Here is a 22,877-nt window from a genome sequence, read left to right on the forward strand (position 1 = left end):
GGTCATTATGTCCGTGAATAACAACCAGTGGTTCGGTTTGCCGCTGAATCTGATATGGGGATACATCGCTATCGCCGTGTTCATGACCGGCGACGGGTTTGAACTGGCTTTCCTGTCACACTACATCAAGGAGTTGGGCTTTACGCCGGCCCAGGCCTCCTTCGCCTTTACGCTGTATGGCCTTGCCGCCGCGTTATCGGCGTGGATCTCGGGTGTGGTCGCCGAAATTATCACCCCGCAAAAAACGATGCTGATTGGCTTCGTGTTGTGGTGCGTGTTCCATGTGCTGTTCCTGGTATTCGGCCTCGGGCATGCCAACTATCCGCTGATCCTGTTGTTCTACGGCATTCGTGGCTTTGCCTATCCGCTGTTCCTCTACTCCTTTATCGTCGCCATCATCCATAACGTGAAGAGCGAAGGCGCCAGTTCGGCGTTGGGCTGGTTCTGGGCGGTCTATTCCATCGGGATTGGCGTGTTCGGCAGCTATATTCCGAGCTTTACGATCCCGCATATTGGTGAACTGGGGACGTTATGGCTGGCGCTGGTATTCTGCGTGACCGGCGGCATCGTCGCCCTGGTGTCGCTGCGCCACATTGAGACACCGCGGCATATGCAAAATCTCACTACCCGCGAGAAGTTTGCCGAGCTGGGCCGCGCGGCGACGCTGCTCTATACCAACCGCAATATTTTGCTCTCCAGCATGGTGCGGATTATCAACACCCTGTCGCTGTTCGGTTTTGCGGTAATTATGCCGCTGATGTTTGTCGATGAGCTGGGCTTTACCACCTCCGAGTGGCTTCAGGTGTGGGCGGCGTTCTTCTTCACCACTATTTTCTCCAACGTGCTGTGGGGGATCCTCGGTGAAAAGCTGGGCTGGATCCGGGTGGTGCGCTGGTTTGGCTGTATCGGGATGGCGCTGTCGAGCCTGGCGTTTTACTACATTCCGCAGCACTTCGGCCATAACTTCGCGATGGCGCTGATACCGGCGATTGCGCTGGGGATTTTTGTGGCGGCGTTTGTGCCGATGGCGGCGGTATTCCCGGCGCTGGAGCCGAAGCACAAAGGGGCGGCTATCTCGGTTTATAACCTGTCGGCGGGGCTGTCCAACTTCCTGGCACCGGCCATTGCGGTGGTGCTGCTGCCATACTTCAGCACCATCGGCGTGGTGGTGGCCTACACCGCACTGTACGTGCTGGCCTTTTTCCTCTGCGCCTTTATCCGTGTTGAGCAGCCGGGCTTTACCGTAGCGCCGGACTCTGCCGGCAAGCGCGTCGAGTTTTCCTGATTGTCGTTACCGGGCGAATATGGCGGTCATATCCGCCCGGTCAGAAGAGAGAAGCTAAGCATGAAAGCGGTTATTTTTGACATGGATGGCGTCATTATTGATTCAGAAGCGCTGTGGCGCCGGGCGCAGAGGGAAGCGCTGGCCAGCCTGGGCGCCACGGTCAGCGAGAGCGAATGCGAAGCTCTGACCAAGGGCAAACGGCTGGATGACATTGCCCGGGTGTGGTGTCAGCACTGCCGGCTGGCGCTCACCCCTGACCAGCTGGAGCCGCTCATTTTAGGCCGCATCACCGGGCTGATCGCTGCAGAAGGCCAGGCGATGCGCGGCGTTGACGAGGTCTTCGCCTATGCTCGCCAGCAGGGTTACCGCATTGCGCTGGCGACCTCATCGTCCCATCAGGTGATTTCCGCGGTGCTGGATAAGCTGTCCCTGCGGCCGTACTTTGACGTGATTTCCAGCGCCGATGACGATGAGTGGGGAAAACCGCATCCGGCGGTGTACCTGTCAACTCTGCGCAGGCTCGGCCTGAGCGCCGGACAGTGCCTGGTGTTTGAAGACAGCTATCATGGTTTTTGTGCCGCGCAGGCGGCAGGTATTCCAACGGTGGTTGTGGCGTCGGATTGCCAGCATCCGCGCTTTAACGGCGCCGTGGCCCGTCATCATTCGTTAACCGAGTGGCTGCAGCGGCAATCTGAGCCGGTGCTGGCCGCAGGATAACGACCCTTCTGGTGAGCGCGGCATCCCTGGCGATGTAAACGGTCTGTTCGTCCCATCGTGCTGCGCTCACCGCTCTCAAACGCCCTGTCGACCGCCATCACATTTCGCCCCTCTTTTGTGAAAACAATCACGCCTTGTCGTGCCAATGCCCAAATTTCTGCCGTTGCTTAGCGGAATTTGTCCGAGGCAGTGTTACAAATTTGTGCTTAGATTAGTAATTGAAACGCTTTTTCAATTAAACGAGCCCGTTTTTCCGGATTTACTCTGTTGCGCCCATTTCAGGTGAATGCGTTCAGGTGCTCTGTACTAAGGACTAATAATGAAAATTGAATCTGTAAACGTGACCGTTTTTGAGTATCCCACCCGTCGGGTCTCCGACAGCGCCGGTCACTCTCATCCCGGGGCAGAGAGCATGGCGAAAATGGCGATGCTGACCATTACTGCCGATGACGGCAGCCAGGGCTTCTCCTTCTCGCCGCCGGAGATCGTGCGGCCGTTTGTGGTGAATACCTTCTTTCGCAAAGTGCTGGTGGGGCAGGACCCCTTTAACCGTGAGCGCATCTGGCAGGATCTCAACCACTGGCAGCGCGGCAGCGCGCACCAGCTGACCGAACGCGCGTTGTCATTTATCGAGCAGGCGCTGTGGGATCTGATTGGCCGTAAACTCAATATGCCGGTCTATAAGCTGCTTGGCGGCTATCGCGATAAGGTGCTGGCCTACGGCAGCACCATGTGCGGCGACGATCTGCCCGGCGGGCTCTCCACGCCGCAGGAGTACGCGGACTTCGCGGAACAGTTGGTCGCCCGCGGCTATAAAGCCATCAAGCTGCATACCTGGATGCCGCCGGTCTCCTTTGCGCCGAACCCGAAAATGGATATCAAAGCCTGCGCGGCGGTGCGGGAAGCGGTGGGGCCAGACATTGATTTAATGATCGACGGCTACCACTGGTACAGCCGCGCCGAGGCGTTATGGATCGGTAAGGAGCTGGAAAAACTCGACTTCGCATGGTTTGAAGAGCCGATGGAAGAGGACTCTATGTCGTCCTACGCCTGGCTGGCTGAAAATCTGACCATCCCGATCGTCGGCCCGGAAAGCTTCGGCGGCAAACACCATATGCGTGCGGAGTGGGTCAAGGCCGGCGCCTGCGACATTCTGCGTGCCGGGGCCAATGGCGTGGGCGGGATTACGCCAACCATGAAGGTGGCGGCGCTGGCGGAATCCTTCGGCATGGATTGCGAAGTTCACGGCAACGGCGCCGCGAGCCTCGCGGTGGTCGGGGCGATCCGCAACTGTCGCTGGTACGAGCGCGGTTTACTGCACCCGTTCCTCGATTATGACCAGCCGGCGGCGTACCTGAACAGCATCGTCGACCCGATGGACGACGAGGGCTTTGTGCATTTGTCCCAACGTCCGGGCCTTGGCGAAGATATCAACTTTAACTGGATTGAAGCGCATACCGTCAGCCACGACTGAGCCATAACCAGCAGCGCCCTATAACAATAAAACCAGCCCTCCTTGCTCGTGCAGCGTAACCGCAGGCACGGGCGACGGCGGGCGTACCCTACAGGCGATACCGACATGAAAAGAACTTCCCTGATGGGAGCGTGTTTACTCGCGCTCGCCATAAGTATGGGGGGTGGGGGGGCGTACGCCAAAACGCCGCCCGACCAGCTCATTATCGGCATGAACATGAATAACCTGCTCACCCTCGACCCGGCGGCGATGACCGGCAACGAAGTGGTGGGGATCGTGGTTAACCTCTACGATTCGCTGGTGGAGCTTGACCCGCAGCAACTGACCCATGTGCGCCCGGCGCTGGCGGAGTCCTGGGACATTGCCCCGGACGGCAGTGCCCTGACTTTCCACCTGCGCAAGGACGTAAAATTTCACTCGGGTAACCCGCTTACCGCGGCGGATGTGGTGTGGTCGATGCGGCGTATCCTGCACCTCAATCTTGCCCAGGCTTCGGTGTGGAAATCGTACGGCTTTAGCAAAGATAACATCGATAAGCAGGTGACGGCGCTGGATGACTACACCCTGCAAATCGCTCTGCCGAAAGCCAACGACCCACAGCTGGTGCTTTACTCGCTGGGCGCGCTGGGCAATCTCGGCGTGCTCGACAGCAAAACGGTGCAAAGCCACGAGAAGGATAACGACTGGGGCAACCGCTGGCTGACCACCCACGAAGCCGGTTCCGGGCCGTTTATGCTGGAAACCTGGCAGGCCAAAGATGTCCTGCGCATGCAGCGTAACCCGAACTACTGGCGCGGTGAGGCGAAGATGAGCCGGGTGGTGCTGCGCCATTTCCAGGAGTCGCAAACGCTGCGTCTGATGGTTGAGAAGGGCGATCTGGATATTGCCAGCAATATGGCGGTGTCGGATATCAACGCGCTGCGCCATGACCCGGCTCTGAGCATCGATGCGGTTCAGCGCGGGACGATGTACTACGTGGCGATGAGCATGAAGGAGCCGCATTTCGCCAACCCGAAAGTGCGTGAGGCGCTGCGCTATCTGATTGACTATCAGGGCATAAATAAAGCGCTGATGCCGGGCTATGGCGTGCTGCATCAGCGCCCAATCAAAGCGGGGATGCCCTCGACGCTGCCGGACCCTGGCTACCGGCTGGATATTCCTCGGGCGAAAAAACTGCTGGCCGAAGCCGGCTATCCCGACGGGTTTGACACCACCTTGCGGGTGCTGTCCGACCAGCCGTTCCTCAACATTGCTATCGCCGTACAGTCGACGCTGATGCAGGCGGGCATTAACGCCAAAATCATCACCGGTACCGGCAACCAGATCTACGGCGCGATGCGCGAGCGTCAGTTCGACCTGCTGGTGGGCCGCGGCGGCAGCGGCATGGAGCCGCATCCGCACTCCAGCCTGCGCGCGCTGGTCTACAACCCGGATAACAGCGATGCCGCCCGGCTGACCAACTTCCAGGGCTGGCGTACCGGTTTCTACGATAAGCCGCTCAACGAGATGATCGACCGCGCGTTGCTCGAACGCGATCCGCAAAAACAGGTCGCTGACTACCAGGCGATTCAGACCCGCTACGACCAACTGGTGCCGGCCCTGATCCCGTTGTCACAAATGGTGGATTCGGTGGTGGTGCGTCATGAGGTCAAGGACTATCAGCCGCACCCCTCCGCCACCACTTTTTTACGCGACGTCTATAAAGTCAGCGAAGGAGAGAAAGGATGAGCACCATGCTGTTTTCCCCCGGCTCTCGCGCCCGGCGCTTTTCAACCCGTCTGCTGCAGGTCGCGATCACCCTGTTTGGCCTGCTGCTGCTGACCTTCACCATCGGCCGGGTGATGCCTATCGACCCGGTGCTGGCGATTGTTGGCCCGGATGCCGATCAGAGCACCTATCAACAGGTCTATCAGCAGATGGGCTTTGACCGCTCGCTGCCCACGCAGTTTGCGATCTACTTCTACAACCTGATGCACGGCGATTTAGGCAATGCGTTGCTGACCGGTAAACCGGTGATGGACGATATTATCCGCGTCTTCCCGGCCACCATGGAACTGGCGACCATGGCGATTATCGTCGGCGCCGGTCTCGGCATTCCGCTGGGCGTGCTGGCGGCGGCGCGGCGCAACAGCCTGAGCGATTACGTGGTGCGTATTATCAGCCTCGCTGGCTATTCGACGCCGATCTTCTGGGTCGGGATGGTGGGGCTGCTGGTGTTCTATGCCTGGCTGGGATGGGTCGGTGGTGCCGGACGGGTGGATCTCGGCCTCGACGGCATCGTGCCGCGACGCACCGGGTTGATGACCGTCGACGCGCTGCTGGCGGGCAACAGCCAGGTGTTCTGGAACGCCATCAACCACCTGATCCTGCCGGCCTCTTTACTGGGCTTTCACTCGCTGGCCTACATCAGCCGCATGACCCGCAGCTTTATGCTGGCGCAGCTGTCTCAGGAGTTCATTATCACCGCCAGGGTGAAGGGCTTAACCGAGCGCCAGGTTATCTGGAATCACGCGTTCCGCAATATCCTGGTACAGCTGCTCACCGTGGTGGCGCTGGCCTACGGCGCCTTGCTGGAAGGGGCGGTGCTGATTGAAACCGTCTTCTCGTGGCCGGGCTTCGGCTCTTATCTGACCGGCAGCCTGTTGCTGGGCGACATGAATGCGGTGATGGGCTGCGTGCTGCTGGTCGGGGTGATCTTCGTCATGCTCAACCTGCTCTCTGACATGTTGTATCAATGCTTTGACCCGAGGACCAAATCATGACCGTTTCTCTGGAGACGCCGCTGCAACGCGGCGGTACTGAAGGCCGCCGGCGGGTTATGCGCACCCTGGCGTGGGGCGCCGGATTCATCGGTAAAATGGCGCGCAACCCGCTGACGGCGGTGGGCGGCGGGATTATCAGCCTGCTGCTGATCGTGGCGATTTTCGCCCCGTGGATCGCCCCCTACAACCCGCTGGTTCAGGATCTGAACAATGCGCTCAGCGCGCCGGATGCCCAACACTGGTTCGGCACCGATGAGTTTGGCCGCGATATCTTCAGCCGCCTGGTCTACGGTTCGCGGATCACTCTGTATATCGTGCTGCTGGTGTCGGTCACCGTTGGGCCGCTGGGCCTGCTGCTGGGGGTGAGCGCCGGTTACTTCGGTGGCAAGGTGGATATGGTGCTGATGCGGGTGACCGATATCTTCATCTCCTTCCCGAGCCTGGTGCTGGCGCTGGCGTTTGTGGCGGCATTAGGCCCGGGGCTGGAGCATGTGGTGATTGCCATCACCCTGACTGCGTGGCCGCCGATTGCGCGTCTGGCGCGGGCTGAAACCCTGTCGCTGCGCCAGGCGGATTTTATCTCCGCCGTGCGTTTGCAGGGCGCTTCTCCGGCGCGGGTGCTGTGGAAACACATCGTCCCGCTGTGCCTGCCGTCGGTGATTATCCGCATCACCATGAATATGGCCGGGATTATTTTGACCGCCGCCGGTCTGGGCTTCCTCGGCCTTGGCGCGCAGCCGCCGGAGCCGGAGTGGGGGGCGATGATCTCCAGCGGGCGCACCTACATGATGGAGTGCTGGTGGGTAGTAACGATTCCGGGGCTGGCGATTCTGATTAACAGCCTGGCATTCAACTTCTTAGGAGATGGCTTACGTGACATCCTCGATCCTCGCAGCGAATAATGCACCACTACTCGACGTCGGCGATCTGTGCGTCGATTTTGTCAACGGCGGCGCGGTGACCCATGCGGTGCGCGGCGTCTCCTTCCAACTGGGCCGGGAAAAACTGGCGATTGTCGGGGAGTCCGGCTCGGGAAAATCCACCGTCGGGCGGGCGCTGCTGCATCTGCACCCGAAAAAGGCGCGGATCACCGCCAGCCGCATGCAGTTTGGCGATATCGATTTGCGTCAGCAGAGCGAAGCGCAAATGCGCACCATCCGCGGCAAGCGCATCTCGATGATTATGCAGGACCCGAAATACTCGCTGAACCCGGTGGTGTGCGTCGGGGATCAGGTGGCCGAAGCCTGGCTGACCCACAACCCCGGGCGTAAAGCGCAGGCCAGAGCCAAAGCGCTGGAGATGCTGGACGTCGTGCGTATCCGCGATCCGCAGCGGGTCTACCGCCTGTATCCGCACGAAATTTCCGGCGGCCAGGGGCAGCGGATCATGATCGCCATGATGTTAATCACCGACCCGGAGCTGATCATCGCCGATGAACCGACGTCGGCGCTGGACGTCTCCGTGCGCCTGCAGGTGCTGGGGCTGCTCGATGACCTCGTCAAGTCGCGCGGGCTGGGGCTGATTTTTATCAGCCACGACATCAACCTGGTGCGCAGTTTTTGCGACCGGGTGCTGGTGATGTACGCCGGACGGGTGGTGGAGTCCATTGCGGCCAACGAACTCGATAACGCCCGCCATCCCTACACGCAGGGGCTGATTAACGCGTTACCGGATATGCAACATCGTCGCCCGGTGCTGCCGGTGCTACAGCGCCAGGCCAGCTGGCTTACGGAATAAGGAGCGGATGATGATTGAAGTTAACAACCTGAACCTGGTGTTTGGCGAAGGTGAGAAGCGTAACCAGGTGCTGTACGACGTCAGTTTTCAGGTGCAGCCGGGGGAGATTTACGGGCTGGTGGGAGAGTCCGGTTCCGGGAAGACCACCGTGCTGAAGTGCCTGGCGGGGCTGTTCACCCACTGGCAGGGCGCGCTGTCGATCGACGGCCACGCGCTGGATCATCAGATTCGCCGCGAGCGCTGTCGGCAGGTGCAGATGGTGTTTCAGGACCCCTACGGATCGCTGCATCCGCGGCATACCATCGGTGATATCCTCGAAGAGCCGCTGCAGATCCACGGCATCGGCGATCGCGACCGGCGGGTGAATACCCTGCTGGATCGGGTGGGGCTGAACCGCGCTTTTCGTGACCGTTATCCGCACCAGCTTTCCGGCGGTCAGCGCCAGCGAGTGGCTATCGCCCGGGCGCTGATTCTGGAGCCGCAGGTGCTGCTGCTGGATGAGCCGACCTCGGCGCTGGACGTATCCGTGCAGGCCGAAATCCTCAATCTACTGGCGGAGCTGCAGCAGGAGTCCCGCCTAACCTATCTGATGGTGACCCATGATTTAGGGGTGATAGCGCATCTGTGCCAGAAGGTGGCGGTGATGCAGCACGGCAAAATCCTTGAGACGCTGACGGTGGATGCTCTGGTCAACGGTGATGCGCAGACGGCCTATACGCAAATGCTGGTTACCGCCAGCCAGCGCTATACCCGGGAGATGGCGCGCGAAGTGGCCGCCTACTGAGGAGTATGCCGGTGCATCAGGGATGAGGCACCGGCGCAATTTGAGTTATTTCAGCAATGCACAGTCCGGCGGCAGGCGGCAGCGCAGGGCGCCGGGCAGCACTTCCATGCGGAAATGTGTGCCGCTGAGCGGTTCACCGTCGAGGTTAAACGTCATCTCATGGGGGGCGGAAATCTCAAACCATGACGATACGCCATCCACCAGGTTCGGGGAGTTGTCGGGATTCGCCAGGGTGGTGAACAGCGCCGGAAGGAGCTCTTCGCCGGTAAAGACCCGCACGTGCAGCAGGCCGTCGTTAATCAGCGCCTGCGGGCAGAGCTGCTGGCCGCCGCCGGCCTGACGACCGTTGCCGATACCGATCACCAGCGCGTTCCCTTGCCAGCTGAAATTCTCGCCGCGAATTTCGCAGCGGTCGGGTTTCAGGGTATCCATGCGCATCAGGCCATGAATCAGATAGGAGATGCCGCCGAGCGCGGCTTTGAGTTTTTCCGGCGTTTCGGTGGTGATCCGGGTACCAAAACCGCCGGTGGCCATATTAATAAAGCCGGTCTTGTCGTTAACCCGCGCGACGTCTATCGCCACGTCACGGCCAATAATCGCCAGCTTCAGCGCGCTGGCTAAATCCTGCGGGATGCCGACGCTGGTGGCGAAGTCGTTGGCGGTGCCCAGCGGCAAAATCCCGAGCGCGGCCTGACATTCACGCTGAACCAGCGCGGTGGCGACTTCATTGATGGTGCCATCACCGCCGCCAGCAATCACCGTACCGACCTCAAGCTGTATGGCCTCGTCGACATACCGGACGGCATCGCCTTTTTCCCAGGTCACGCGGACATGGATGTCGACGCCTTCTTCGCGTAACAGGGTGATTGCTTCACGTAGCTGGGGGTCGTTCGCCCCTTTGCCGTTGAGAATCAGTAAGCTGGCTGGAAACGTGGACATGGGTATGGCTTCCTTTTTGCACAAGATGCAGAAAGTGTACCGCATGACGCCGGGGATGGATATTTTGCACCACTTATCGTGAGAAGTACGACAGGCCTGGGTTGTAGCAGAGGGGAAAAAAATAAGCCCGCGTAAGGGAGATTACGCAGGCTAAGGAGGTGGTTCCTGGTACAGCTAGCATTTATGGGTTATGTTTTTCAGCAGAATGGATGATACCCGCTTCAAGCGAAGCGGTGTGTGATCCGTTTCTAATATCTTTATTCCGTGAAAAAATAACCCTACTAAACCATCTTATTTCAAGTTGCATGTCAGTTGGTTTTGCTGCCTGCAGCTCGAATTATTCAGGGTACCTTAGTTCCCGTGCGGGTTACGGGTGCTCTGTCCGGCAAAGTTACGCATCAGCAGCGCGTATTGCAGCTCCATCTCTTCCGGAACCGGCAGCCAGACGGTATAGCCATCGCCAGGGGCGACCGGCATCGCTTCGCCTTTGGCATTCACCATATGTTCGAGGGTGAAATTGACATTGCCCTGCGGCGTCATCAGCTCCAGGCTGTCACCGACGGAGAACTTATTTTTCACCGCCACGGCCGCCAGTTGACCATTGCGCTCGCCGGTAAATTCACCGACAAACTGCTGGCGTTCGGAGAGGGAATAGCCGTACTCGTAGTTCTGGTAGTCGTCATGGGTATGACGGCGCAGGAAGCCTTCGGTATAGCCGCGGTGGGCCAGCCCTTCCAGAGTTTCCAGCAGGCTTTCATCAAACGGTTTGCCGGCGGCGGCATCGTCGATGGCTTTGCGGTAAACCTGAGCGGTGCGCGCGCAGTAGTAGAAGGATTTGGTTCGGCCTTCGATTTTCAGCGAATGCACGCCCATTTGGGTCAGGCGTTCAACGTGCGCAATGGCGCGCAGGTCCTTGGAGTTCATGATGTAGGTGCCGTGTTCGTCTTCGAAGGCGGTCATGTATTCGCCCGGACGTTTTGCTTCCTCAATCATAAACACCTTGTCGGTCGGCGCGCCGACGCCCAGGGTGGGCTCGACGGTCTGAACCGGAATCGGCTCCTGCTGGTGGACGATGTTGCCGACGATATCTTCTTTGCCTTCCGAAACGTTATATTCCCAGCGGCAGGCATTGGTGCAGGTACCCTGGTTCGGGTCGCGCTTGTTGATATAGCCCGAAAGCAGGCAGCGGCCGGAGTAGGCCATGCACAGGGCGCCGTGGACGAAAATCTCAATTTCCATCTCGGGAACCTGGCTGCGGATCTCGGCAATTTCATCCAGCGACAGCTCGCGGGAAAGAATCACCCGGCTGAGGCCCATCTGCTGCCAGAATTTAACCGTCGCCCAGTTTACGGCGTTGGCCTGGACCGACAGGTGGATCTGCATTTCTGGGAAGTGCTCGCGCACCAGCATGATTAAACCGGGATCGGACATGATCAGCGCGTCCGGCCCCATATCCACCACCGGCTTGAGGTCGCGAATGAAGGTTTTCAGCTTGGCGTTATGCGGCGCGATATTGACCACCACGTAGAATTTTTTGCCCTGCTGATGCGCTTCATTGATGCCCAGCTGCAGGTTTTCGTGGTTGAATTCATTGTTGCGCACGCGCAGAGAGTAACGCGGCTGGCCAGCATAAACGGCATCGGCGCCATAAGCGAAAGCGTAACGCATATTTTTCAGCGTTCCCGCCGGGGAAAGGAGTTCCGGTTTAAACATGATTTTCTCGTTCTGATGACAGGTCAGATTCGCCACACCTGATGCGGCGAGTTGGGGAGACGCTCTCGCAGGGAGAGTGCCCACACATTAAGGGCGGGCATTGTAGCGCTGTGGAGGAGGGGAGTAAACCGTCGGGTTTAATCAATGCGCAAGGTCGTGGCCGTTGGCGCGGACGTTTCCCCGGAGGCGGGGCTACCGGGTTGCAAAAACCTGTAGCCGGTCAGCACAGCGCCACCGGGAATAGTCGGGCAGGCGGCTCACTACGCCAGCCGGCAGGCGTCCGCTTCCCAACGATAGCCGACGCCATATACCGCACGAATAAACGACTGTTCGGTGTCCAGCGACTCCAGCTTGCGCCGCAGGTTTTTGATATGGCTGTCGATGGTGCGGTCGGTCACCACGCGGTAATCATCATACAGGTGGTTAAGCAGCTGCTCGCGCGAGAAGACCTTGCCCGGCTCCTGGGAGAGGGTTTTTAGCAGGCGGAACTCGGCAGGGGTCAGATCCAGCAGCTTATCGCGCCATGATGCCTGAAAACGGCCTTCATCGACGATCAGCGGGCTTTCCGCATCCAGCGCCTGCAGATCCCGGCGCGGCTTGCAGCGGCGAAGAATGGTTTTCACCCGCGCCACCACTTCACGTGGGCTGTAGGGCTTGCAGATATAATCATCGGCGCCAATTTCCAGCCCCAGCAGCCGGTCGATCTCCTCAATTTTGGCGGTGACCATCACCACCGGCACATCGGAGAAGCGACGGATCTCCCGGCACAGGGTCAGACCATCGGTACCCGGCAGCATCAGATCCAGCAGGATGAGATGCGGCGGGGTTTGACGAACGTAAGGCAGGACCTGATCGCCGTGATTAATCAGCGTCGGTGCATAACCTGCTGCGAGCAGATAGTCGAGCAGCAACTGACCCAGTTTGGGTTCATCTTCCACGACAAGAATGCGTGGGGTATTTTCATCAACAGGTAATTCACTCATACGTCTCTCGATATATCACGTTCCAGTGGTAACTCAACTTTAATGCTAACCCCGCCAAAAGGCGAATGGTCGGCGCGTAAGCTGCCGCCATGGGCAGCCACAATATTGACACAGATCGCCAGCCCCAGCCCAGAGCCGCCACTGGCACGATTGCGAGAACCTTCGGCGCGATAAAAACGTTCGCACAGCCGCTCCAGCTGCTGGTCGCTGACCCCCGGACCGCTGTCGGCGAAATCCAGAATCAGGCGTTGACCGCTCTGGCTGGCGCTGATCAGCAGCTGTCCGCCGCTATCGGTATAGCGGAGGCTGTTTTCCAGCAGGTTATTAAACAGCTGCATCAGGCGATCGCCATCGCCAAAAATCATCGCGCTTTCCGGCAGCGACACCTTGATGCTCAGCCCCCGGCTGGCAAAACGTTCGCGGAAAGCGCCCGCCGCCACTTCCAGCAGGGTAATGATGTCGACCGAGGTTTTCTGATAGGCCAGCGCGCCTTCATCGGACATCGACAGCTGGTGCAGATCGTCCACCAGTTTGGTGAGGGTGGCGACTTCAGCCTGCAGTGAGGTAATGGAGTCTGGGGTGAATTTACGCACGCCGTCCTGAATCGCTTCCAGTTCGCCGCGCAGTACCGCCAGCGGAGTGCGCAGCTCATGGGAGATATCCGCCATCAGATCGCGGCGCATCTGCTGGTTGCGTTCAAGGGTGCTGGCAAGCTGGTTAAAATCCTGCGCCAGACGGCCAAGCTCGTCGCTGCTGGTGGCGGTAACGCGGGTGCTGAAATCCCCCGCCGCCAGACGATGGGTCCCTTCAACCAGCCGTTTCACCGGTGCCAGCAGGCCGCGGGCCAGCGGGAAGGTCGCCAGCGCCGCCAGCAATGTGGCGAGGGCGACAATCAGCCAGCTGGTGCGCTTTTGCTGGCGATCGAAATTGATATCGGTATTGCGCGTCAGGCGCTCAACCGGCGAGGCCACCACCATGCCGACCCGCACGCCGTTGACCATAATGTCGCGTCGGGTGCCATCTTCCGGCAGCTTTTCCGGCGGGCCGACCAGCACCCGGCCTTTCTGGTCGACAACCCAGAACATGGTGCGCCAGCCGTGCGGCGGCATATCCGGGCCGGGACCGCGTGGGCCGCCCGGTGGTCCGTCGGGTGGGCCTTCTGGCGGCGGGCCATCGTGGCCGGGGCGATCGTAGGGCGATCCGCCGCCGTTCATTCGGCGTCCGCCGGAGGCACGATCGTCGCTCTCGCGGTCAAACGATTTTAAGATCTGGAAAATAAAGCGATCGTTGTTGCGCAGGAATTTCCAGCTGCCGTGCAGGGAGTACTGCTCGCTCAGCGCATCGCCCAGCAGGGTCAGGCGCTGTTCGTTACCGCGCTTGATATAGTCGATGAACCCCCGTTCAAAGCTGATGCGCACCGCCCAGTGCATGCTGATAAGCAGCACGATACAGGTGGCTAAAATGGCCAGAAACAGTTTGCCGGTAATCCCCGGACGCCAGTACTTCACGGCTCACTCCTTTTATGACGGCTACGACGGGCGATGGTGGTGTTGCTGCCGGTCTCGTCCGGCACACGGGAAAAAATAAACGCCGGGAGCGCAATGATCGCCGCCATGCACAGATAGGTATAGAAGAAGACCTGATGAACGGTTGCCGGGTCGGCGCTCAGATGCTGCTGGCCGAACATCCCGAGCAGGATCCCGGCGATGGTGACGCCGATACTCATCGACAGCTGCATGATCATCGACAACAGGCTGTTGCCGCTGCTGGCCAGCTCATCCGGCAGGTCTTTCAGGGTCAGAGTATTCATTGAGGAGAAACGGCTGGAGTTGATCATGCCTTGCAATACCAGCACCACCGGCAGCAGCCAGTACCAGCCCGCCAGCGCAACGGCCATAAACAGCAGGCTGACCAGCGCCAGGCCGAGGGTCGCCACCACCAGCACGCGGCGGTAACCAAAGCGGTTCACCACCTGCACCACAATGCGCTTCATCCCCATGCTGCCGAGGACCATCGGAATCATCATCAGCCCGGCGTGGAACGGCGTGAAGCCGAGGCCAATTTGCAGGAATACCGGGGTCATAAAAGGCAGCATGCCGCTACCGATGCGCCCGGCAAAGCTCCCGCCGAGCCCGAGGGAGAAGGTGCGGTTGCGAAACAGCTTCAGGCTGAACAGCGCGTTATCGTTGTCCCGGGCGTACCACAGATAGAGCAGGATTGAGGCGACGCCAATGACCACCAGCGCGCTGAGCAGCAGCGGAGAAATCCCCAGTCCTTTTTTACCGTCGAGGGCGAGAGTCAACGTGGCCATTCCCGCCGCCAGCAAAATAAAGCCAAAAATATCAAAACGCCGGGTTTGTAAGGTGTAGTTCGGCATCAGCCACAGGGTGGCGATGGCGCCGATAATCCCCACCGGGATGTTGATTAAAAAGATCCAGTGCCAGGAGGCATACTCTACCAGGATACCGCCGAGGGCCGGACCGAGCAGCGGCCCGACCTGGCCGGGGAGGGTCACGAAGGTCATGGCCGCCATATATTGCGAACGCGGGACGATTTTCATCACTGTCAGGCGACCTACGGGCACCATCATCGCGCCGCCAACCCCTTGCAGCACCCGGGCCATGACCAGCTGATCGAGCGTGTTAGCCTGGGCGCAAAACAGGGAGCCGAGGGTAAACAGCACAATGGCGCTGAAGAAAATATTGCGCACGCCGACCCGGTCCGCCAGCCAGCCGCTGGCGGGCAGCATGATCGCCACCGTCAGCACGTAGGAAACCACCACCATATGCATGTGTAGCGGACTCTCCCCCAGGCTGCGGGCCATGGAGGGGAGGGCGGTGTTGACGATAGTGGTATCCAGCGACTGCATAAAGAAGCCGAAAGCCACTATCCAGAGTTGCCAGCGTACGCTGGCGGGCAGTTCTGTCATGTTAATCGCTTACCGGCTGGTTGGATTTGCGCGAAAAACGTAACCGCAGACGGTCGAAGAACAGATAGACCACCGGCGTGGTGTAGAGCGTTAGCAGCTGGCTCATGACCAGCCCGCCGACAATGGTGATCCCCAGTGGCTGACGCAGTTCCGAACCGTCGCCGCCGGATAGCACCAGCGGCAGTGCGCCGAACAGCGCCGCCAGGGTGGTCATCATAATCGGGCGGAATCGCAGCAGACAGGCCTGGAAAATGGCCTCTTCCGGCGTGAGATTGCCGTTGCGCTGGGCATCCAGAGCAAAGTCGACCATCATGATGGCGTTTTTCTTCACTATCCCAATTAATAGCATAATGCCGATAAGCGCGATCAGGCTGAACGGCGCGCCAAATAACTCCAGCGCCAGCAGCGCCCCCACGCCCGCCGAGGGCAGGGTGGAGAGGATCGTTAACGGGTGCACGTAGCTCTCGTACAAGATCCCGAGCACGATATACACCGTCGCAATGGCGGCAAGAATCAAAATGACCTGCGAATTCATGGTCTCCTGGAACACCTGGGCGGTGCCGGCAAAGGAGCCGCGCACGCTGGAGGGCACTCCAAGCTGGGTCATGGTGCGGTCGATGGCCTCGCTGGCTTCCGACAGGGATTTACCGGTTGGCAGGTTAAAGGCGATCGTCGACGCTGCCGACAGTCCCTGGTGGTTCACCGACAGCGGCGCGTTGGCCGGCTGCCATTTGGCGAAGTAGGACAGCGGGATAGGTTTGTCTTCGCTGTTGATGACAAACATCTTATCCAGCGCGCTGACGTCCTGGGTATACACCGGGTCCACCTCCATCACCACTTTATACTGGTTCAGGGGTTGGTAAATCGTCGAGATCTGCCGCTGACCGAAGGCGTTATTCAGCAGGCTGTTGGCGTCCTGGACGCTGATCCCCAACCGCGACATGGTATCGCGATCGTAGATAAGGTCCATTTCCGCGCCGTTATCCTGCTGGTCCGAGTTAACGTCCGCCAGTTCCGGCAGGGCGGCGAGGGCTTTACGGATCTTTGGCTCCCATTCACGCAGCGCCGCAAGGTCGTCTGACAGCAGCGTGTACTGGTAGCTGGCGTTGGCCTGACGGCCGCCGACGCGAATATCCTGAACCGCCATTAAAAACAGATTGGCCCCCGGCTCTTTCGCCAGTTTTTGCCGCAGCCGGTCGATAATTTGCTGCGCCGTCTCGTGCCGTTGGTCACGGGATTTAAGGGTGATAAACATCATCCCGCTGTTGACCCTTGAGCCACCGGTAAAACCGGTCACGTTATCCACCGCCGGGTCTTCACGGATGATTTTCATAAAGTCTTGCAGCTTGCCGCGCATCGCCTGGAAGGAGATGCTTTGGTCGGCCTGAATACCGCCCATCAGCACGCCGGTATCCTGCTCCGGAAAGAAGGTTTTCGGAATCGAAATATAGAGCCAGACGCTCAGCGCGATGGTGCCCAGCAGCACCAGCCCGGTAATGCGGCTGTGTTTGAGTACCCACTTCAACGAGGTGCCGTAGCCGCCCTGAATCGCGACCAGTACCCGGCCAAAACCACGGTTGCGCGTCGGCTGAGACGGTTTGCTGCTCTTAAGCAGCCAGCCGCACATCATCGGCGTCAGCGTGAGGGAGACCGCCAGCGAAATGCCGATCGCCACCGACAGAGTCACCGCAAATTCACGCAACAACCGCCCCGGCAACCCGCCCATCAGCAGCAACGGTAAAAAGACCGCCACCAGCGACAGGCTCATTGACAGCACGGTAAAGCCGACTTCGCGGCTACCTTGCAGCGCTGCCTGCAGCGGTTTCATGCCGGCTTCAAGATGGCGGGAGATGTTTTCCAGCACCACGATGGCGTCATCCACCACAAAACCGGTGGCGATGGTCAGGGCCATCAGCGACAGGTTATTGAGGCTGAAATCGCACAGATACATCGCCGCGAAGGTCCCAATCAGCGACACCGGAACCGCTACCGCGGGGATCAGCGTCGCCCGGCCGGAGCGCAGGAACAAGAACACCACGAGGATCACCAGCGCTACCGAGATAACCAGCGTCTGTTCCACCTCCTCCAGCGAGGCGCGGATGGTCGGTGAGCGGTCCTGGGCAATTTGCAGGTCGATGGCCGCCGGAATGGTCTGCTGCAGCTCCGGCAGGCGGGCGCGAATGCTGTCCACCGTCTGGATGATGTTGGCTTCCGGCAGTTTGCGGATCATCAGCAAAATCGCCGGTTTGGCGTTGGTCATCCCGGCGTTGCGCACATCCTGTACCGAATCGCTGATGGTGGCGACGTCGCTGAGGCGAACCGCTGAGCCGTTGTTGTAGTGCACGATCAGCGGCTGATATTCCGCAGCGGTTTTCAGCTCATCGTTGGTTTGTACCTGCCAGCGCTGGCTGTGGTCCTCCAGCGCGCCCTGCGGCTTGCGCACGTTAGCATCGGAGATGGCGGTGCGCACCGCGTCCAGCGAAACGCCCTGGTTAAACAGCGCCTGCGGGTTCAGATCCACCCGGACCGCGGGCAGCGAGCTGCCGCCCACGTCCACGTCCCCGACGCCATCAATTTGGGCAATGGTTTGTGCCAGCTGGGTGGAGGCGAAATCGTACAGCTCGCCCTGGGAGTAAGTGTCCGAGGTGAGCGTGAGGATCATGATCGGCGCGTCGGACGGGTTGGCCTTACGGTAGGTTGGGCGGCTTGGCATACCGCTGGGCAACAGGCTCTGTGCGGCATTGATCGCCGCCTGTACATCGCGGGCCGCGCCGTTGATATCGCGGTCGAAATTGAACTGCATAATAATGCGCGTGCTGCCCAGCGAACTGGAGGAGGTCATCTCCGACACGCCGGCGATGCGTCCTAAAGAGCGCTCAAGCGGCGTCGCCACCGACGAGGCCATGGTCTCCGGCGAAGCCCCAGGCAGCGAGGCGCTGATCATGATGACCGGGAAATCCACCTGCGGCAGGGGGGCCACCGGCAGCAGGCGAAAACCCAGCACGCCGCACAGGGTGATGGCCAGCGAAATTAAAATCGTGGCCACCGGGCGGTAAATGAAGAGGGCAAAAAACTTCATTTACGCCTCCTCCTCATGTCGCGGGAAGCGGCTTTTAATGTACAGCGACAGGCGGTCGAAGAGCAGGTAGATGACCGGAGTGGTAAACAGCGTCAGCACCTGGCTTAACATCAGACCGCCGACCATGCCGATCCCCAGCGGACGCCGCAGTTCGGCGCCGACGCCGGTACTGAGCATCAGCGGCAAGGCGCCGAGCAGGGCGGCGAGGGTGGTCATCAGAATCGGGCGGAAACGCAGCAGGCAGGCCTGGTAGATGGCTTCGCGCGGCGGCATACCCTGCTCGCGCTCGGCGGCCAGCGCAAAGTCGATCATCATGATAGCGTTTTTCTTGACGATACCAATCAGCAGGATAATCCCGATGATCGCGATCACGTCCAGCTCGCTCCCCGCCAGCCACAGGGAGAGCAGCGCGCCGACGCCGGCGGTCGGTAAGGTCGACAGAATGGTGATCGGGTGGATGAAGCTTTCATACAGCACGCCAAGCACGATATACATCGCCACCACCGCGGCCACCACCAGCCAGACGGTATTGCCGAGCGCTGACTGGAAGGCGAGAGTGCTGCCCTGGAACTGGGTGCGGATCTCGGAAGGGAAATCCAGCGCCTGTTCGGCGGCGAGGATCGCCTCCACCGCATCGCCCAGCGAGTAGGTATCCGGCACGTTAAACGAGATGGTGGTCACCGGGAACTGATCGAGATGGTTAATCGACAGCGGAGCGAACCGCTGTTCGACGCTGGCGATGGATTTCAGCGGCACGATGCCGCCATCGCTGCTGGTCAGGCGAATATTATCCAGCGCCGCCAGCCCCGGCGTCTCGCGGGTGTCGTGCTCCAGCACCACGCGATACTGGTTCGCCTGGGTGTAAATGGTGGAGATCAGCCGCTGGCCGAAGGCGTTGTACAGCGCGTTATCGACATCGGCCATGCTGATGCCGAGCCGGCTGGCGCTGTCGCGGTCAACCTTGATATAGGCCGCCAGACCCTTATCCTGCCAGTCGCTGCTGACGTCCGAAAGCTGCGGCAGCGCCTGAAGACGCGTCAGCAGTTGCGGCACCCAGGTGCTGAGGGCGTCGAGCGAGTTGGCCTGCAGGGTGAACTGGTACTGGGTTCGGCTGACGGTGGTATCAATCGTCAGGTCCTGCGTCGGCTGCAGATACAGTTCGATGCCCGGAATGCTGTCGACCGATTTTTGCAGACGCGAGATAACGGCCTGGACGCGGTCGTCGCGTTCATCCAGCGGTTTAAGGTTGATCTGCAAGCGGGCGCTGTTCAGTGCCGGGTTGGTCCCGTCAACCCCGACGAAGGAGGTCAGGCTCTCGACCGCCGGATCCTTGAGGATTGCGGCAGAGACCTGCTCCTGGCGCTGGGCCATATTGACAAAGGACGACGATTGCGGGGCCTGGAGGGTGCCATGAATAATGCCGTTATCCTGAATCGGGAAGAACCCTTTGGGGATAAAGACCCACAGCATAATCGACAGCACCAGCGTGCCTAAGGCCACGCTCAGGGTCAGCCACGGGTGATTCAGCACCCGGCTCAGCACTCGCCCGTAGGCCGCAATCACGCGGTCGAAGAAACGCTCGCTGGCCTGGGAGAAGCGGTTTTGCTTACGCAGCGATTCGTGGCTGAGCATGCGCGCGCACATCATCGGCGTCAGGGTGAGCGACACCACGGCGGATATCAGGATCGCCACCGCCAGGGTTATCGCAAACTCGCGGAACAGACGGCCAACGATATCGCCCATAAACAGCAGCGGGATTAGCACGGCAATCAGCGAAAAGGTTAATGAGATAATGGTAAAGCCGATTTCACCGGCCCCTTTCAGCGCTGCGGCGAGGGGTTTTTCACCCTTTTCGATGTAGCGGGAGATGTTTTCGATGACCACGATGGCGTCATCGACCACAAAGCCGGTGGCGATAGTCAGCGCCATCAGGGTCAGGTTATTGATCGAGAAGTCGAGGAACACCATCACCGCGAAGGTCCCCACCAGCGACAGCGGTACCGCTACGCCGGGGATAATGGTGGCCGGGACGTTGCGCAGGAACAGGTAAATAATCATCACCACCAGCGCAATCGCCAGCATCAGCTCAAACTGGGTGTCGCTGACCGAGGCGCGGATGTTGTTCGTCCGGTCGGAGAGTACCTGGACCTTGACCGATTTCGGCAGGCTCTCGGTGAGCTGCGGCAACATTTCACGGACGCTGTCGGCGGTGGCGATGATGTTGGCCCCCGGCTGACGCTGAACGTTCATGACGATGGCCTGCTGGTTGTTCGCCCATGCGCCAAGCCAGCTGTTTTCTGCCCCTTGTTCAATGGTGGCGACATCGCCGAGGCGAATCGGCGCGCCGTTCTGGTAGGCGACGATCAGCCGACGGTAATCTTCCGCCGATTGCATCTGGTCGTTTGCCGACAGGGTGACGGCACGGGTAGGGCCATCCAGGCTCCCTTTCGCCGAGTTCACGTTAGCGCTGGTGATGGCGGTGCGGATGGTTTCGCTGGTCAGTCCGAGGGCGGCGATGGCCTGCGCGTTGAGCTTCACGCGTACCGCCGGGCGTTGGCCGCCCGCAAGCGTCACCAGCCCGACGCCGGAGACCTGGGAAATTTTCTGCGCCACCCGGGTTTCCACCATATCTTCGACCTGGGTCATCGGAATGGCGGAGGAGGTGACGGCGAGGGTCATGATCGGCGGATCCGCCGGGTTAACCTTGCTGTAGACCGGCGGGTTCGGCAGGTCGGAGGGCAGCAGGTTGGTGGCGGCGTTGATCGCCGCCTGCACTTCCTGCTCAGCGACGTCCAACGGGAGCGTCAGCTGAAACTGTAGCGTCACTACCGAGGCGCCGCCTGAGCTTTGCGACGACATCTGTTTCAGGCCGGACATCTGACCAAACTGGCGTTCCAGCGGCGCGGTAATCGCCGAGGTCACCACGTCCGGGCTGGCGCCAGGATAAAGCGTGATCACCTGGATGGTCGGGTAATCGACCTCCGGCAGGGCGGAGACCGGCAAAAAGCGGTAGCCGATGATCCCGGCCAGCATAATCGCCACCATCAACAGGGTGGTGGCGACCGGACGCATAATAAACAGTCGGGACGGGCCACCCGTGCTGCTCGGGGGTAACACTTGCATCAGGAGCGTGCTCCTTTTTTACCGTACTCACGGCTGGTGGCTTTTTCCGTGGCGGCAGGCGCGCTGTGCGGATCGACAACCTCCACTTTCGCCCCTTCGGTCAAACGGTCGATACCGTCGGTGACCACGCGGTCACCGGCAGAGAGCCCGGCGGTAATCACCACTTTCAGGCTGTCCTGGATCCCCGGCGTGACGGTATGCTTGCTGACTTTGTTTTCGTCGTTCAGGACCCACACAAAGTGGCCGTCGTTGCCCATTTGCAGGGCGGCGGTTGGGATAACGACCGCGTTCTGTTCGGTATCGACCAGCATGCGGGCGTTGACGAACTGGTTCGGAAACAGCGCGTCATCCTGGTTGGTGAAGCGCGCTTTCAGCTTGATGGTCCCGGTGGTGGCGTCAATCTGGTTGTCCAGACTCAGCAGGGTGCCCTGGCTGATTTTCTGTTTGTTGGTGCGGTCCCAGGCATCTACCTGCAGCGTTTTCCCGGCTTTCTGCGCCTGGACGACGGTCGCAATATCATTTTCCGGCAGCGTAAAGACGACATCGATAGGGTGGGTCTGGGTTAACACCACAATACCGGTGGTGTCGCCGGTGGAAATCTGGTTGCCGATATCGACCTGTTTCAGGCCCACGCGCCCGTCAATCGGGGCGGTGATGCGGCTCCAGTTGAGCTGCAGCTGCGCGCTGGCGACCGAGGCTTCGTCGGCTTTAATGGTGCCTTCTGTTTCACTGACCAGCGACTGCTGGGTATCCAGCTCCTGACGTGAAACCAGATTGGTTTTCACCAGCTGCTGATAGCGGGTGAGATCGCGCCGGGCGTTGGCCAGCGTGGCTTTATCTTTAGCGAGCTGGCCCTGGGCCTGGGCCAGAGCCACCTTAAACTGGCTGGGATCGATTTCGGCGAGGAGATCCCCCGCTTTGACCTGTTGGCCTTCCTGGAAATGAAGCGCCAGCAGCTGACCGTCTACCCGGCTGCGCACCGTGACCGTATTGGCCGCCGTAACGGTGCCGAGGCCGCTGAGATAACGCGGGACCGACTCGCTGGTGGCGGTCGCCGCCTGAACCGGTGCCAGCGTCGCGCCGAAGCGCCCGTGACGAGCGCCTCCTGGGGCCTGCTGATGTTGACCATTCGTCGCAGACGGCGCACCGTTTGCGGTTTCACGACTATGCCAGAACCAATATGCTGCGCCGGCAACAATAATCACCGCCAGTGCGGTTCCCCAGCGAATTGTGTGACTGCCTTTCATTTATTGTTATCTCATCCTGAAGCGTTTCGCGGAATGATACTATTTTAGTGACCAAACGCCCCGCAAAAATGGAGGAATTGTGAAAAGTCTGTCCAGAACTGTCTG

16 protein-coding genes are annotated in these 22,877 nt (G+C 60.0%); 8 read left to right on the top strand and 8 right to left on the bottom strand.

All coding sequences use genetic code 11. From position 1 onward, the window contains the following. The first annotated feature begins 7 nt into the window (after positions 1 to 7). The 8 genes from HF679_RS01900 to HF679_RS01935 all read left to right on the top strand — a co-directional run bounded on the left by HF679_RS01900 (position 8) and on the right by HF679_RS01935 (position 8,759). Complete coding sequence (locus tag HF679_RS01900; RefSeq protein WP_123755098.1) at positions 8 to 1,285, top strand: RbtT/DalT/CsbX family MFS transporter; 1,278 nt, start codon at positions 8 to 10, stop codon at positions 1,283 to 1,285. 60 nt (positions 1,286 to 1,345) lie between these two features. Then, positions 1,346 to 2,002, top strand: a complete 657-nt coding sequence (locus HF679_RS01905; protein ID WP_123755097.1) for an HAD family hydrolase — start codon at positions 1,346 to 1,348, stop codon at positions 2,000 to 2,002. Between the two features lie 319 nt (positions 2,003 to 2,321). Further along, positions 2,322 to 3,476 (top strand): mandelate racemase family protein, encoded by a 1,155-nt coding sequence (locus HF679_RS01910; protein WP_123755096.1) that lies wholly within the window; start codon positions 2,322 to 2,324, stop codon positions 3,474 to 3,476. Between the two features lie 105 nt (positions 3,477 to 3,581). Further along, positions 3,582 to 5,204, top strand: coding sequence for an ABC transporter substrate-binding protein (locus tag HF679_RS01915; RefSeq protein ID WP_154144233.1), 1,623 nt, complete (start codon positions 3,582 to 3,584; stop codon positions 5,202 to 5,204). Beyond that, complete coding sequence (locus HF679_RS01920) at positions 5,201 to 6,238, top strand: ABC transporter permease (protein ID WP_123755094.1); 1,038 nt, start codon at positions 5,201 to 5,203, stop codon at positions 6,236 to 6,238. The genes HF679_RS01915 and HF679_RS01920 overlap by 4 nt, the downstream gene beginning before the upstream one ends. After that, positions 6,235 to 7,140, top strand: a complete 906-nt coding sequence (locus tag HF679_RS01925) for an ABC transporter permease (RefSeq protein WP_123755093.1) — start codon at positions 6,235 to 6,237, stop codon at positions 7,138 to 7,140. The genes HF679_RS01920 and HF679_RS01925 overlap by 4 nt, the downstream gene beginning before the upstream one ends. Next, positions 7,112 to 7,975 carry an ABC transporter ATP-binding protein gene (locus HF679_RS01930; RefSeq protein ID WP_123755519.1) on the top strand — a complete coding sequence of 288 codons (864 nt, stop codon included), beginning with the start codon at positions 7,112 to 7,114 and terminating at the stop codon, positions 7,973 to 7,975. The genes HF679_RS01925 and HF679_RS01930 overlap by 29 nt, the downstream gene beginning before the upstream one ends. A 10-nt stretch (positions 7,976 to 7,985) precedes the next feature. Next, positions 7,986 to 8,759 (top strand): ABC transporter ATP-binding protein, encoded by a 774-nt coding sequence (locus HF679_RS01935; protein WP_123755092.1) that lies wholly within the window; start codon positions 7,986 to 7,988, stop codon positions 8,757 to 8,759. Between the two features lie 45 nt (positions 8,760 to 8,804). Here HF679_RS01935 and yegS read toward each other — a convergent pair whose 3' ends face one another. The 8 genes from yegS to HF679_RS01975 form a co-directional block, all read right to left on the bottom strand. Continuing rightward, a complete protein-coding gene (gene yegS, locus HF679_RS01940; RefSeq protein WP_154144235.1) occupies positions 8,805 to 9,698 on the bottom strand; it encodes a lipid kinase YegS in 894 nt (297 codons plus the stop codon). 351 nt (positions 9,699 to 10,049) lie between these two features. Further along, positions 10,050 to 11,411, bottom strand: coding sequence for a tRNA 5-hydroxyuridine modification protein YegQ (yegQ, locus tag HF679_RS01945; protein ID WP_123755518.1), 1,362 nt, complete (start codon positions 11,409 to 11,411; stop codon positions 10,050 to 10,052). A 260-nt stretch (positions 11,412 to 11,671) separates the two neighbouring features. Further along, positions 11,672 to 12,394 (bottom strand): two-component system response regulator BaeR, encoded by a 723-nt coding sequence (baeR, locus tag HF679_RS01950; protein ID WP_123755090.1) that lies wholly within the window; start codon positions 12,392 to 12,394, stop codon positions 11,672 to 11,674. Next, on the bottom strand, positions 12,391 to 13,902 hold the full coding sequence (baeS, locus tag HF679_RS01955) for a two-component system sensor histidine kinase BaeS (protein WP_123755089.1): 1,512 nt from the start codon (positions 13,900 to 13,902) through the stop codon (positions 12,391 to 12,393). Before baeS ends, baeR begins: the two co-directional genes overlap by 4 nt. Continuing rightward, positions 13,899 to 15,323 carry an MFS transporter gene (locus tag HF679_RS01960; protein ID WP_187042537.1) on the bottom strand — a complete coding sequence of 475 codons (1,425 nt, stop codon included), beginning with the start codon at positions 15,321 to 15,323 and terminating at the stop codon, positions 13,899 to 13,901. Before HF679_RS01960 ends, baeS begins: the two co-directional genes overlap by 4 nt. A gap of 1 nt (position 15,324) precedes the next feature. Continuing rightward, positions 15,325 to 18,402, bottom strand: a complete 3,078-nt coding sequence (gene mdtC, locus HF679_RS01965; protein WP_123755087.1) for a multidrug efflux RND transporter permease subunit MdtC — start codon at positions 18,400 to 18,402, stop codon at positions 15,325 to 15,327. Then, on the bottom strand, positions 18,403 to 21,525 hold the full coding sequence (locus HF679_RS01970) for an MdtB/MuxB family multidrug efflux RND transporter permease subunit (RefSeq protein ID WP_187042538.1): 3,123 nt from the start codon (positions 21,523 to 21,525) through the stop codon (positions 18,403 to 18,405). Next, complete coding sequence (locus HF679_RS01975; RefSeq protein WP_123755085.1) at positions 21,525 to 22,772, bottom strand: MdtA/MuxA family multidrug efflux RND transporter periplasmic adaptor subunit; 1,248 nt, start codon at positions 22,770 to 22,772, stop codon at positions 21,525 to 21,527. The genes HF679_RS01970 and HF679_RS01975 overlap by 1 nt, the downstream gene beginning before the upstream one ends. Positions 22,773 to 22,877 lie beyond the last annotated feature (105 nt).

This window comes from Enterobacter sp. JUb54 (genome assembly GCF_014298075.1).
GTDB lineage: Bacteria > Pseudomonadota > Gammaproteobacteria > Enterobacterales > Enterobacteriaceae > Klebsiella > Klebsiella lignicola.